The organism is Rhodoferax sp. (assembly GCF_011391645.1).
Lineage (GTDB): Bacteria > Pseudomonadota > Gammaproteobacteria > Burkholderiales > Burkholderiaceae_C > Rhodoferax.
The window spans coordinates 1-12,672 of the sequence record NZ_JAABQC010000010.1; the positions used below are offsets into that span (position 1 = coordinate 1).

A 12,672-nucleotide genomic window follows, 5' to 3' on the forward strand; every position below is an offset into this window, starting at 1 on the left:
CAATTTGGATTGTAAATCCGTCCATTATGGATTACAAAGAACTCGACAGAGACGAAATTTATCTACATCAACGGATTTGATATCCTCCTGGCCCCAAAGGCAGGGATTGATGATGGCATGAAAAGCCGCGAGTCGGGTGCGGGTTTTCTAGCCCTTGGCCCCCGCCAGCGCCCGCTGCACACTGCAAATGGTCGCAAAGCGGTCTTTGAGCACGGCCGCGGTGCGTGCCTTGATGTCCGCCGCCGTCAGCACCGAGCCGTCCAGATGCTGCATGTCCCAGGTCAGGGTGGCGTCCAGGCAGTAGTCCACACGCCAGCCCACGTCGGAGGCGTGGCGGGTGGTGGTTTCGCAGCATTGCTCGGTGCGAATGCCGCTGATGATCAGCTTCTGGATGCCGTTTTCGATCAGCCAGACGTCCAGCCCGGTCCCCACCAGCGCGCTGTGGCGGCTCTTGTGAAAGATGGCGCCGGCCTCGAACGTATGGAGCTCGGCCAGCGGCTTGACGTGACCGGACTCCAGCGCAAACGCGTTGCTGGCAAGCTTGGGGCCATCGACATGAAACACGCGAACGATCGGCACACCCTGCGCCACGCAGCCGTCAATCAGCGCGTTTTGCGCGGCAATGTAGGCCGGCAGGTCGGCGTCAGTGAAATAGGGCTGTTGCCTGAAGGACTCTTGTGCGTCGATCAGGATAAGACAGGTCTTCATGAAAAAACTCCAGGTTGAAAAGCCGAAACAAGAGCTTATGAGCGGCGCAGTCCGCGCGGCTGCAGTGCCAACAATGCAAGCGCCACGGCGGCAAAGCCAACACCCGCCATGAAGGTGAACGAAGCTCCGAAAGATTGCCACAACCAGCCCGCCAAGCCGCTGGCGAGCAGCAGCGCAACGCCGCTGAGCAGATTGAAAAAGCCGTAGGCGGTGCCCCGCAGGTCGGCCGGCGCGGTGTCGGCCACCATGGCGGCCAGCAGACCTTGCGTCATGGCCATGTGCAAGCCCCATAACGCCACGCCCAGCCAGAATGCCCAGCCACTGTTGCTGATGGCCAGCAACACGTCGGCGGCGATCAACAGGAGCAGGCCCCAGCCCAACAAAGTCGTGTGCCGCATTTTGTCGGCCAGCTTGCCAAACGGATAGGCGCACCCGGCGTAAACCATGTTCATGGCGATCAGGACCACAGGTGTCCAGGCCAGCGCCAGACCGCCTTGCTGGGCACGCAGCACCAAAAAAGCCTCACTGAACCTTGCCAGCGTGAACACCGCGCCCACGCCCACCACCCACCAGTAGGCAGGGCTCAAACGGGTCAGGTTGGCGCGGCTGATGGGATTGACGCGCTTGGCCGTGACGGGCCGCTCCGGCTCCTGCACGCCCCAAACCAGCAGTGCCACGCACATGATGGCAGGAACGGTGGCGACCCAGAACACGGCGCGAAAGTCATCCTGCCACAGCAGCATGAAGCCGATGGCCAGCATTGGCCCCAAAAAAGCGCCCACGGTGTCGAGCGACTGGCGCAGGCCGAAGGCGGCGCCGCGCAACTCGGGCGGCGCAATGTCGGCCACCAGCGCGTCGCGCGGTGCGCCGCGAATGCCTTTGCCGACCCGGTCTGCCAGCCGGGCGGTGACGATCCAGCCGGCTGAAGTGGCCAGCGCAAACAACGGTTTTGTGAAGGCCCCCAGTGCGTAGCCCAGCACCGCCAGCGGTTTGCGTTTGCCCCAGTAGTCGCTCAAAGCGCCCGAAAACACCTTGACAATGAGCGCCGTGGCCTCGGCCGCGCCCTCTATCAAGCCGACCACAAAAACGCTGATGCCCAAGGTGGTGACCATGAACACCGGCAGCAGGCTGTGGATCAGTTCGCTCGACACATCCATCAGCAGGCTGACAAAGCCCAGCGCCCAGATGCCGGCGGGCAGCTTGCGCAAGGGCTGAGGTTGTGCCGACATGCTTACATCCATCGGCCCGACGGCGGGCCTCCAGCAAAGGCATCAGGATTGTTGTGGGAGCGGCGCCCTCGCCGCGATAGGTTTCGGTTCATGGAAGCGATGTCGACACCGGTTCCTGACGCTGGACTCAGCGCACCAACACGGCAGCGCTGTCGCCGCGCGGGGCAATCACGCCGATCTCGTACACCGTTTCACCGGCGCTGCGCAACATGGCTGCGCAGGCCTTTGCATGGGCGTCGTCAATCACCACCACCATGCCGATGCCGTTGTTGAAGGTGCGGTTCATCTCGATGTCGTCAATGCCCGCCGTGGCCTGCAGCCAGGCAAACAACTCGGTTTGCGGCCAGCTGCCTTTGACCAGATGGGCGGCCGTGCCGTCGGGCAGCACGCGCGGGATGTTTTCCAGCAAGCCGCCACCTGTAATGTGCGCCAGCGCCTTGATCGGGTGGGCGGCCAGCGCCGCCAGCACGTTCTTGACGTAAAGCCGGGTGGGTTCCATCAGCGCCAGCTTGAACGGTTTGCCGTCGAGGGTGGCGGGCACGGTGCCGGCACTTTCTGAGCGCTCGATGCATTTGCGCACCAGGCTGAAGCCGTTGGAATGCGCCCCGCTGGAGGCCAGGCCCAGCACCACGTCGCCGGGTTGGACCGTGGCGCCGGTCAGAATTTTGGATTTTTCCACCGCGCCAACCGCAAAGCCGGCCAGGTCGTACTCGCCGGCCGGGTACATGCCGGGCATTTCAGCGGTTTCACCACCAATCAGCGCGCAGCCAGACAGTTCACAGCCTTTGGCAATGCCACCCACCACGGCAGCGGCGGTGTCCACATCGAGCTTGCCACAGGCAAAGTAATCGAGAAAAAAGAGCGGCTCGGCGCCTTGCACCAGCACATCATTCACGCTCATGGCGACCAGGTCGATGCCCACGGTGTCGTGCATCTGCCACTCGAACGCCAGTTTGAGCTTGGTGCCCACGCCGTCGGTGCCGCTCACCAGCACCGGTTCCTTGTACCGTTTGGGCACCTCAAACAGCGCGCCAAAGCCGCCAATGCCGGCCAGCACGCCTTCGCGCATGGTCTTTTTGGCGAGCGGTTTGATGCGTTCCACCAAGGCGTCGCCCGCGTCAATGTCAACGCCAGCGGCTTTGTAGGAAAGAGGGGTGGAGGATTGGGTCATGACGATGTGCAGGTGAGGCAAAAGGGTGGCTCGGGCGGGAAGCCGTAAGCCCGATAGAATTTGGCCTGATTTTAAGGGGTTGGCCTTTGGCCGTTTCTATGCAATTTACTTCCACACAAAAAAGAGCTGCTGCCTGGATGGCGCTGTTGCTGGGCACCCTGACGGTGCTTTGGCTGCTGGCGCCAGTGCTGACTCCGTTTGTGGTGGCGGCCATCTTGGCTTATGCGCTGACGCCAGTGGTCGACTGGCTCGACAACCTGGGCCGGGGTCGCATTCCAAGGTTGCTGGCGGTGGTGGTGGTGGAAGTTGTTTTCCTGCTGATGCTGCTGGCGCTGATGCTGCTGGTGGTGCCCATCCTGATCAAGCAGTTGCCGCTGTTGCGCGAGCAGGTGCCCCCGCTGTTGGACCGGTTTAACTTGTTCATCCAGCCGTTTTTGGCGCAGTTCGGCCTGCATGTGTCGTTCGACGTGGCCGGCCTCAAGGCCTTCGCCATGGAGCACCTGAGTGCCAATTTTGAAGACTTGCTGGGCCGTTTGATGGCTTCAGCCAAGCTGGGCGGCAGTGTGGCGCTGTCGGTGATCGGCAATGCGGTGTTGATCCCGGTGGTGCTGTTTTATCTGCTGATGGAGTGGCGCCGCATCATCGGCTTGCTGCTGGTGCTGGTACCGCCCCGCCTGCGTGCAGCGGTCGACAGCTTCACCACCGAGTCCGATGCCGTGCTGGGGCAATACCTGCGCGGCCAGATGCTGGTGATGCTGGTGCTGGCGGTTTATTACAGTGCCGGGCTGGCGCTGTTTGGCCTGGACCTTGCCTTGCCCATCGGGGTTTTTACCGGCCTGGCGGTGGCGATTCCCTACCTCGGTTTCGGGCTCGGGCTGATTTTGGCCACGCTGGCCGGTTTTCTTGAATTTTCGGCGCAGGCCGGTCAGGTCAGCGCGCTGTTGATGGTGGCCGTGGTGTATGGCCTGGGTCAGTTGATTGAGAGTTTCTTTTTGACCCCGCGCCTGGTCGGAGAGCGTATTGGCCTGCACCCGTTGGCGGTCATTTTTGCCTTGCTGGCGTTTGGCCACACGCTGGGTTTTGTCGGCGTGTTGATTGCCTTGCCGCTGAGCGCCGTGTTGCTGGTCGCCATTCGCCGGCTGCAAACAGCTTACCTGCGCAGCGCGCTTTATCAGGACTCGCCGAGCGCATGATGCAACAACTGGTGCTGGACATGAGCCTGCCCAACGGGCCCAGCCTGGCTAACTATTGCGCTGGTACCAGCGGGGCTGCGCTGGCACATCTGAAGCTTTGGCTGGGGCGCGCGGGCAGCACGCTGCGTTCACCCGTGCCCAGCTACCTTTGGGGCGGCACCGGCTGCGGTAAAACCCATTTGCTGAAAGCCTTGCGCGCCGCGCTGCAGGACCAGGGCGACAAGGCGGGGTGGCTCGATGCCGACCTGCAGGCGCCCGCCGAGTTTGATGAAACCTGGGCCTGCGTGCTGATGGATGACGTGCATGCCTTCAGCACGGCGCAGCAGCAGGTGGCATTCAACTGGTTTGTTCACGCGCAAACCCTGCAAATTGCGGTCTTCGCCACCGGCAGCCTGCCACCGGCCGACCTGAAGTTGCGCGATGACTTGCGTACCCGCCTGGGCGGCGGCCACGTCTTTGCACTGCAGGCCCTGAGTGAGCCCGAGCGGCGCGCCGTGTTGCGCCAGACGGCGGATGAACGCGGTATTTTCTTGAGCGACGAGGTCATGGATTTCATGTTGACGCGCTTCAGCCGCGACCTGGGCAGCCTGATGGAACTGCTCGACCTGATGGACGGCTACGCACTGCAAACCCAGCGCGCCATCACGATTCCCCTGATCAAAGCCATGATGGACAACACATGACCTGCAAATTGACTCTTTTTGACCTGGATCACACCCTGATCCCGATAGATTCTGACTACGAATGGAATGCTTTCACAACCTCGCTGGGCTGGCACAATGCGGTCGAATTCAACCGGCAAAACGACGCCTTTTATGCGCAATACCAAGCTGGCAGCCTCGACATTCACGAATATGTACGTTTTGCCACGGCTGCCTTGTGCACGCAAGGCGCGGCCAAGTCCACGGCTGCACACGCGCAGTTCATGAAAGCCGTGGTGCAGCCCGCCATCCTGCCCCAGGCCTTGAAACTGCTGCAACAGCACCAATCAGCGGGCGACGCGGTGCTGATCGTGACGGCCACCAATGAGTTTGTCACACGTCCGATTGCCGATGCCTTTGGCGTCCCAGAACTGATTGCCGTCATGCTGGAGCGCGACCCTGTGAGTGGCTGGTTCAGCGGCGAGATTGCTGGAACACCGTCGTTTCGCGAGGGCAAGGTGACGCGGGTGGCGCAGTGGTTGAGCCAGCGTGGCCTGAGTTGGGACTCGGTGCAGAGCACCTTTTACAGCGACTCCATGAACGACCTGCCGCTGCTGGAGAAAGTGACACACCCGGTAGCCACCAACCCCGACGACCGGCTTCGCGCGCTTGCGCTGGATCGCGGCTGGCGCATACTTGAGCTTTTTTAGAATAATTAAAAACACAGGCAACAATGATTAAAAAATTCATCAATCGGCTTTTGGGCAAATCTGCCCCAGAAATCAAGCATCCATTCGGCAAACGCGCTGAAATCGGCCCGCAGGAACATGGCATCAACCCCAATCTGGTGGACGAGCGCGCGCTCAACGTGGTGCGCACGCTCAAACAGGCGGGTTTCGAGGCCTACATCGTTGGCGGTGCGGTGCGCGACCTGATGCTGGGCCTCGCGCCCAAGGACTTCGATGTGGCCACCAACGCCACGCCGGAGCAGGTCAAGGGCCTGTTCCGGCGCGCCTTCATCATCGGCCGGCGCTTTCGCATCGTGCATGTGGTGTACGGGCGGGGTCGCGAGCATGAGGTGATCGAGGTGTCGACCTTCCGCGCCTATCTGGACAATGTGGCCGCCGAGCAGGTGGCGGGCAACGAGAAGACCAGCAAGAGCGAGCTGGCCGGCATGAAACACGCGGTGGACAGCAGCGGCCGGGTGCTGCGCGACAACGTCTGGGGCCCGCAGGAAGAAGACGCGGTGCGCCGCGATTTCACCATCAACGCCATGTATTACGACCCGGAAACGCAGATCGTGGTGGACTACCACCACGGCATCAAGGACTCCAAGAACCGTGTCATCCGCATGATTGGTGACGCGCAGGCGCGCTACCGCGAAGACCCGGTGCGTATCATCCGCGCCATCCGTTTTGCCGCCAAGCTCAATGGGCTGGGTTTCAAGCTGGAGCCCAAGACGGCGACACCGCTGGTCAAGTCCAAAGCGCTGCTGCTTGAAGTGCCGCAAAGCCGGTTGTTTGACGAAATGCTCAAGTTGCTGCAAACCGGCCACGCGCTGGCTTCCATTGAGCAGCTCAAGGTGCTGGGGCTGGCGCACGGCATTTACCCGCTGCTCGATGTGGTGGTGGAGCGCGCCGAAACACCCTTTGTGCAGTCGGCCCTGCTCGACACTGACCGGCGCGTGGGCGAGGGCAAACCGGTGGCACCCAGTTTTCTGCTGGCCTGTGTGTTGTGGGCCGATGTGCGCGACGGTTGGGCCGCGCGCATGAAAAATCAGCATTCGCACCCGGCCTTGCAGGACGCCATCGAGGACGTGTTCAATGCCCGCATCGGCGACGTGTCGGGCCGCGGTAAGCTGGCCGGTGACATGCGTGAAATCTGGCTGATGCAGCCGCGCTTCGAAAAACGCGTGGGCAGCGCCCCCTTTGGCCTGGTGGAGCAACCGCGCTTTCGGGCCGCCTTTGACTTCATGCGCTTGCGCGCTGAAATTGGCGAGCTTGACGTGGTGCTGTCGGACTGGTGGGAAGCCTTCAGTCTGGCCAACGACGACCTGCGCAACGACATGGTCGATGAAGTCAAGCTGGAACAGCAGCAGCGCGTGCGGCCGCCGCGCGCCCCACGGGTGCACTCGGTGCCGGGCCGGGCGGCCAACGAAGCGGCACCGCCATCAACTGCCGACCAAGCCGCACCAGATCGGTCAGGACTGGCCACTGACTCGGTATCGGGCGATGGCTCAGACGCGCCCAGGAAACGCCGCCGGCGTCGTCGCTCGCCGGGTCGCGGCACCGGCGATGCGGCAGCGCCAGACCAGCCGGTGTGACAGTTCCCGATCACCCGGAGGTGGTGGCCTGGATCGCGCTGGGTGCCAACCTGGGCGACGCGCAGGCATCGGTGCTGGCAGCCATTCAGGCCATTGCGCGTTTGCCAAGCACCCGGCTCATCGCCGCGTCAAGCACTTACCGCACAGCACCGTTTGAGGCCACCGGGCCTGATTTTGTCAATGCGGTGGTGGCTGTTTCAACCCGGTTGAACGCCCTTGCGCTGCTGCAGCATCTGCAACAACTTGAAAATGGGGCAGGGCGCCGGCGACCGCATCGCAACGCGCCGCGCACACTCGACCTGGACATCTTGTTGTACGGTGACGCCAGCATTGCCAGCCCCACGCTGCAGGTGCCTCACCCGCGCCTGTGGGAACGGGCTTTTGTGCTGGTGCCGCTGGCCGAGATTGCGCCGGACAAGGTGAGTCGCGCCCAACTTGGCGCGGTGGCATCCCAGGGAATTGAACGGCTGACCTGACAGAAGTGGTCAACCGGCTCAGGCCAGTTCGGCAATCATCTCGATTTCAACGCAGGCCCCGAGCGGAATTTGCGCCACGCCAAAGGCGCTGCGGGCATGGGCGCCCACGGGGCCGAATATCTCGCCAAGCAACTCGCTGGCGCCGTTGGTGACCAGATGCTGCTCGGTGAAGTCGCCGGTGGAATTGACCAGCGACATCAGCTTGACAATGCGCGTCACGCGGTTCAGGTCGCCCACCGCGGCGTGCAGCGTGCCCATCAGGTCGATGGCAACCGCGCGGGCGGCGGCCTTGCCTTCTTCAGCAGTCATGTTCTTGCCAAATTGACCCACCCAGACCTTGCCATCCTTCTTGGCCAGGTGCCCGCTTAAAAACACCAGGTTACCGGTCTGGACAAATGGCACATAAGCGGCAGCGGGGGCAGCCACCGGAGGCAGGGTAATGCCGAGTTGTGAGAGTTTGGCGTAAATGCTCATGATTTTTCCTCTTTCAGGTTTTGTCGTAGCTTGAATTTTGACTTTGACTCTGACTCTGACTTGGCCCGAAGCCTTGACCCTGGCTCTGGCTTTGCGTTTGTCGCGCCAAGACCAGCGGCGCTGCCATCGGCTCCACGGTCACGCCCACCTTGAGCGTGTGCCTGGCGCCGCCGTGGATGACGCCACGCATGGGCGAGACATCAGAAAAATCTCTTCCGGTGGCCAGCGTCACATAGTCTTCGCCCGGGGATGGCCAACCGGCGCGGTCGTTGGTGGGGTCCAGATCAAGCCAGCGCTCACTCTCGGGCAGGTCAGGCAGGTACACCGCGGCCCAGGCATGCGAGGCATCACTGCCCCTGAGCTTGACCGTGCCCGGGGCAGGCAGGGTAAGCAAATAGCCGCTGACATAGCGCGCCGGCAAGCCCAGGCTGCGCAGGCACGCAATCAGAATATGGGCGAAGTCCTGGCACACTCCCTTGCGCTGCGCCAGCGCCTCCAGCGCCGGGGTATTGACCTGGGTGCTTTGGCTCTCATAGCTGAAGTCGCGGTGGATTCGGTGCATCAGGTCAATCGACGCCGCCATCAGGCCCGCGCCTGCCGTGAAACTGGGTCTGGCGTAAGCCAAAAATTCGGCGTCGCGCGGCACCATCGGCGAGACAAAAACGAATTCGTTGGCAGCATCAAAGGGGGCGCCGGCCCGATAACGAAAGTGCTCGCGCACCGCCTCCCAAGTGATGTCGCTGGTGGGCAAACGCACGGTTTGCGTGTTCACCTGGCTGGTGGCGATCACCTGCAGCCGGGTGTGCGGGACCTGCAGCGAGAAAAAACTGCGCGTGTTGCCGAACACATCCCCGGTGGTATGCACCTGCGCCGGCTCGGGGCTAACCTGCAAGCTGTGGCCCAGCAGGGTCTGGTTCGCGTTGTGCAGCGGCGTCAGATAAGCCATGTGCTGAGCCGTCTCAACGGCAGGCACATAGTTGTAAAGCGTCTCGTGGGTAATCTGCAACCTCATGAAGCCCCCAGGCTTTGGTTGACCAGGCCGCTGTGGGTGAAGTACGTGGTGCTGATTTCATCCGACACCACAAAACTGGCATGGCTGCACTGGTAAAGCACGTTCTTGAGCAACTCATAACGCGCCGCGCCACCGCCCGTCGACAGCACGGTGTCTGATTCTGGTGCGGGCGAGACCAAGTCGGGCGCCTTGTCGCACAACTGTGCCAGACTCCAACTGCCGGGGTGGGGGACCTTGTGCGACAGGGCGCAAAGCTGGTTGGGCTCGCTGCCGGCGAGCCGGGCCAGACGCCCCCGCAGTGTGTGGGCGATCCATGAAATCGAGCGCGGGTTGTCGCGGTCAATGACCAGCAGGTCGACCAGCGCCGTCATGTCGCGGCTTTGCTGAAACTGGGCGTGAAAGGTGATGGCGCTGTCGAACAGTTCGACCATGGCATCAAAGCCGCCATCGGTGAGCAGGCTGCCGGTGTCAAGGCCGCGCAACAAGGCCGACGACAAAAATCCCAGCCGTTCAATGTGGCGGCCGATGCTCAGCAAACGCCAGCCATCGTCACGCGTCATGCGATCGGTCTGGGCGCCCGTGATGGCGGCCATGTGGTCGCTGGTGTCCTTGAGAATCTGCAGCGCTTGAAGCGCTGAAAAATCAGCACGCTGGCGCTGTTGCGCACAGCGCGCAAACAGATCTTCTTCGCAGCGGATGATGATGCGCCAGTGCTCCTGCGACAGGCGCTCGCGCACGCTGGAGCCCACCATTTTGAGCGCGCGCAGGTAATAACCCACGCTGGTGGCACCGGTGGTGGTGCCCAGGCCGTCGATCAGGCTGCGCTCGAACACCCGGGGCGCCTGCAAGGCCGACGGCACGCCCGGCAGCACCAGGGTGTTGGCCACTGCCATCTGGCTGAGCCAGGTCAACAAGGGCGCGGAGGATTGTTCCTCGCCATGCAGACACTCCAGCGTGAGGCGCGCCAGGCGGATGGCGTTTTCAGCGCGCTCGGTGTAGCGACCCAGCCAAAAAAGATTTTCTGCAGCACGGCTGGTGATCATTCGCTTGCGCTGCATCAGGGACTCAGGCGTCAGGTGCGGCGCCAGCAGGGTGCTGTGATCAACCTCGCCACGGGTCATGGACCAGACGTCGGCGCTGCTGCCCCCGCGCTGCATCGACGTGATCTCTTCACCTGCGCTGGCGACGCGGGCCAGGCCGCCGGGAAGCACGCGCCAGCCCTGGGCGCCATCTGACACCACGAACACCCGCAACATCACCGAGCGTGCCAGCAACTTGCCGGCCTGGCCCGCGGCCACCGCGCCCGTTGCCTGCCATGTGGGCATTTGCGACAACGGGGTGTAGCCTTGCAAAGTGTATTCTTCGGCATGCCGCACGATGCGCCCGGCCCATTCATCCACCTCGCGTGGTGTGAGCCGGTTGCCCAGCACAGACTCAAAACTGCCCTGGTCGACCGAGCCCGGGTAAGTGGGTTTGATGGCGCAGTCGTTCAAGCGCGGCAGGGCTTCTTCCATGGCGCTGCGTTCACCGCACCACCAGGTGGGCAATGCCGGCAGGCTGAGTTGTTGGCCCAGCAAATGGCGTGACAGGGCGGGCAAGAAGCCGAGCAGGGCAGGCGACTCCAGAAATGCCGAGCCCGGGGCATTGGCCACCAGCACATTGCCCGCCCGGATGGCTTGCAGCAACCCGGGCACGCCCAGCGTGGAGTCGGCACGCAGTTCAAGCGGGTCCAGATACTGGTCATCCACGCGCTTGAGCAGGCCGTGCACCGGCACCAGCCCCTTGAGTGTTTTCAGGAACAGGCATTCGTCGCGCACCAGCAGATCACTGCCTTCCACCAGCGTGAGGCCGAGGTAGCGCGCCAGATAAGCGTGTTCGAAATAAGTTTCGTTGTAGGGGCCGGGCGTGAGCAGGGCCAGATGCGCATCAGCACCTTGGGGGCTCATGGCCTTGAGGCTGTCCATCAGGGCGCGGTAGGTGCTGGCCAGGCGCTGCACCCGCAGGCTCTGGAAGGCTCGGGGAAACTGGGCTGAAATGGCGAGACGGTTTTCCAGCAGATATCCCAAACCTGACGGTGCCTGGCTGCGCTGGGCTTCCACCCACCAATTGCCGTCAGGTCCGCGAGCCAGATCAAAAGCTGCAATGTGCAGAAAGCGCCCGCCCACCGGCTTCACGCCATGCATGGCGCGCAGGTAGCCCGGGTGCGCGTGCACCAGGGCAGGCGGCAAAAAGCCGTCGTGCAGCAAAGTTTGCGGCCCGTAGACATCGGCCATCACGCGCTCCAGCAGGCGCATGCGTTGCAACACACCCGCCTCGATGCGCTGCCAGCTCTGGGGATCGACGATCAGTGGAAACAGGTCAAGCGACCAGGGGCGTTGCGGCCCGTTTTCATCGGCATAGACGTTGTAGGTGATGCCGTTGTCACGCACCTGGCGCGCCAGATTGACGGCTCGCTGGTCCATGTCGGTGACCGCGTCATTGTCCAGTGTGGAGAAAAACTGATGCCAGGCGTCTGACAGGCCGGCAGCCTTGCCGCGCAACTCGTCAAAGTGTCCGACCGTTGCCTGCGTGGCTTGAGCCAGTTCGGTCACGCTGACGGGCTTGGGTCTGGTTTCTTTTGGTTGCAAATGAAAGGCTTCGCTCATTTCTCTGAGTATGCCAGCGAAGTGGCGCTTTGGTTGACAATCACGGGTTCTTCTATTTGATCCATGCCATGACCGATACCATCCAAGAACACGCCGAACCTGCCACCCAAGTACCGCAGGAGGCAGCGCCGTCTGCCGTTCCTGAAAGCCCGCAGAAGCCAACTGTGGTTGACGCGCCAGTCAGTCCTGCCAAGTCAAAAAGTCGTTTCGCCTCAGTGCAGCCTGTGCTGGAAAAACTGTTTGAGCTGTATCCGCATTTGTTTGGCGAGCGCTTCCTGCCGCTCAAGCTGGGTATTTTCCAGGAACTGCTGGCGGCCCACCCGGAGGATTTCAAACGCGAATCGCTCAAGGCCGCCTTGGGCGTGCACACCCGCTCCACCCGCTATTTGCAAAGCGTGGCCGCGGGCCAGAAACGCCACGACTTGCAGGGCCAGCCGGTCGAAGACGTGGCACCCGAACACGTGTTTTTGTCCATCGTTGAATTGTTTCAACGCCGCCAGGCCCGCAGCACGGAAGACTTGCGGCCCAAATTGCGAAGCCAACTGCTGGCCGCGTTCGAAAAATCCGGTCTGACCCGACAAGACTACCTGGCGCGCATTGGCACTCCGACTGAAGCGGTTCAGGCGCTGCTCGACGAGGTGCTGGCCGAGGTTGAGCAGCAGCGCGCCCGGCGCACCGCATTGAAAAAGGCCTTTGAAGCCAGCGGTCAAAGCATTGAGGCGTTTGCTGACGCGCTGGGCATGCGTGTCAGCGAGGTGCAGACGGCGTTGAAATAAAACGGAGCAGCCCCCGGGCTGCGC

Annotated in this window: 12 protein-coding genes; 6 read left to right on the forward strand and 6 right to left on the reverse strand. The window is 62.5% G+C overall.

Annotated elements, in window-relative coordinates; translation table 11 throughout:
• Nucleotides 1-147: 147 nt before the first annotated feature.
• The 3 genes from GPS82_RS02550 to purM all read right to left on the reverse strand — a co-directional run bounded on the left by GPS82_RS02550 (nt 148) and on the right by purM (nt 3,108).
• Entirely contained in the window at nt 148-708 is a 561-nt protein-coding gene (locus tag GPS82_RS02550) for an isochorismatase family protein (RefSeq protein WP_296490653.1), read from the reverse strand.
• 35 nt (nt 709-743) lie between these two features.
• The gene (locus GPS82_RS02555) at nt 744-1,937 is read right to left on the reverse strand and encodes an MFS transporter (protein ID WP_296490654.1); all 1,194 of its coding nucleotides are present in this window, start codon (nt 1,935-1,937) and stop codon (nt 744-746) included.
• 127 nt (nt 1,938-2,064) lie between these two features.
• Nucleotides 2,065-3,108: a phosphoribosylformylglycinamidine cyclo-ligase gene (purM, locus tag GPS82_RS02560; RefSeq protein ID WP_296490656.1), complete on the reverse strand. Its 1,044-nt coding sequence runs from the start codon at nt 3,106-3,108 to the stop codon at nt 2,065-2,067.
• 98 nt (nt 3,109-3,206) lie between these two features.
• Between purM and GPS82_RS02565 the strand changes: the two genes are divergently transcribed.
• From GPS82_RS02565 to folK, 5 genes are read left to right on the forward strand one after another with little or no spacing between them, the layout of a single operon-like run.
• A complete protein-coding gene (locus GPS82_RS02565) occupies nt 3,207-4,301 on the forward strand; it encodes an AI-2E family transporter (RefSeq protein ID WP_296490657.1) in 1,095 nt (364 codons plus the stop codon).
• Nucleotides 4,301-4,984, forward strand: a complete 684-nt coding sequence (gene hda, locus GPS82_RS02570) for a DnaA regulatory inactivator Hda (RefSeq protein ID WP_296490705.1) — start codon at nt 4,301-4,303, stop codon at nt 4,982-4,984. Before GPS82_RS02565 ends, hda begins: the two co-directional genes overlap by 1 nt.
• Complete coding sequence (locus tag GPS82_RS02575; RefSeq protein ID WP_296490658.1) at nt 4,981-5,652, forward strand: HAD family hydrolase; 672 nt, start codon at nt 4,981-4,983, stop codon at nt 5,650-5,652. Before hda ends, GPS82_RS02575 begins: the two co-directional genes overlap by 4 nt.
• Before the next feature lie 23 nt (nt 5,653-5,675).
• On the forward strand, nt 5,676-7,265 hold the full coding sequence (gene pcnB, locus GPS82_RS02580; RefSeq protein ID WP_296490660.1) for a polynucleotide adenylyltransferase PcnB: 1,590 nt from the start codon (nt 5,676-5,678) through the stop codon (nt 7,263-7,265).
• Nucleotides 7,262-7,741, forward strand: coding sequence for a 2-amino-4-hydroxy-6-hydroxymethyldihydropteridine diphosphokinase (gene folK, locus GPS82_RS02585; protein ID WP_296490662.1), 480 nt, complete (start codon nt 7,262-7,264; stop codon nt 7,739-7,741). The genes pcnB and folK overlap by 4 nt, the downstream gene beginning before the upstream one ends.
• 18 nt (nt 7,742-7,759) lie before the next feature.
• On the opposite strand, the gene GPS82_RS02590 is transcribed toward folK, so the two are convergent.
• Genes GPS82_RS02590 through GPS82_RS02600 form a run of 3 tightly spaced genes read right to left on the reverse strand, consistent with a single transcriptional unit; the run spans nt 7,760 to nt 11,872 of the window.
• Nucleotides 7,760-8,215 carry a RidA family protein gene (locus tag GPS82_RS02590; RefSeq protein ID WP_296490664.1) on the reverse strand — a complete coding sequence of 152 codons (456 nt, stop codon included), beginning with the start codon at nt 8,213-8,215 and terminating at the stop codon, nt 7,760-7,762.
• A gap of 13 nt (nt 8,216-8,228) precedes the next feature.
• Nucleotides 8,229-9,227 (reverse strand): transglutaminase family protein, encoded by a 999-nt coding sequence (locus tag GPS82_RS02595; protein ID WP_296490666.1) that lies wholly within the window; start codon nt 9,225-9,227, stop codon nt 8,229-8,231.
• Nucleotides 9,224-11,872, reverse strand: a complete 2,649-nt coding sequence (locus tag GPS82_RS02600; protein WP_296490668.1) for a circularly permuted type 2 ATP-grasp protein — start codon at nt 11,870-11,872, stop codon at nt 9,224-9,226. Before GPS82_RS02600 ends, GPS82_RS02595 begins: the two co-directional genes overlap by 4 nt.
• 68 nt (nt 11,873-11,940) lie before the next feature.
• Between GPS82_RS02600 and GPS82_RS02605 the strand changes: the two genes are divergently transcribed.
• Nucleotides 11,941-12,648, forward strand: a complete 708-nt coding sequence (locus tag GPS82_RS02605; RefSeq protein ID WP_296490670.1) for a ProQ/FINO family protein — start codon at nt 11,941-11,943, stop codon at nt 12,646-12,648.
• Nucleotides 12,649-12,672: the final 24 nt, after the last annotated feature.

Coding starts and splice junctions, on each gene's coding strand:
- GPS82_RS02550 (WP_296490653.1), bottom strand. CDS start 708: ATGAAGACCTGTCTTATCCTGATCGACGCACAAGAGTCCTTCAGGCAA.
- GPS82_RS02555 (WP_296490654.1), bottom strand. CDS start 1,937: ATGTCGGCACAACCTCAGCCCTTGCGCAAGCTGCCCGCCGGCATCTGG.
- purM (WP_296490656.1), bottom strand. CDS start 3,108: ATGACCCAATCCTCCACCCCTCTTTCCTACAAAGCCGCTGGCGTTGAC.
- GPS82_RS02565 (WP_296490657.1), top strand. CDS start 3,207: ATGCAATTTACTTCCACACAAAAAAGAGCTGCTGCCTGGATGGCGCTG.
- hda (WP_296490705.1), top strand. CDS start 4,301: ATGCAACAACTGGTGCTGGACATGAGCCTGCCCAACGGGCCCAGCCTG.
- GPS82_RS02575 (WP_296490658.1), top strand. CDS start 4,981: ATGACCTGCAAATTGACTCTTTTTGACCTGGATCACACCCTGATCCCG.
- pcnB (WP_296490660.1), top strand. CDS start 5,676: ATGATTAAAAAATTCATCAATCGGCTTTTGGGCAAATCTGCCCCAGAA.
- GPS82_RS02590 (WP_296490664.1), bottom strand. CDS start 8,215: ATGAGCATTTACGCCAAACTCTCACAACTCGGCATTACCCTGCCTCCG.
- GPS82_RS02595 (WP_296490666.1), bottom strand. CDS start 9,227: ATGAGGTTGCAGATTACCCACGAGACGCTTTACAACTATGTGCCTGCC.
- GPS82_RS02600 (WP_296490668.1), bottom strand. CDS start 11,872: ATGAGCGAAGCCTTTCATTTGCAACCAAAAGAAACCAGACCCAAGCCC.
- GPS82_RS02605 (WP_296490670.1), top strand. CDS start 11,941: ATGACCGATACCATCCAAGAACACGCCGAACCTGCCACCCAAGTACCG.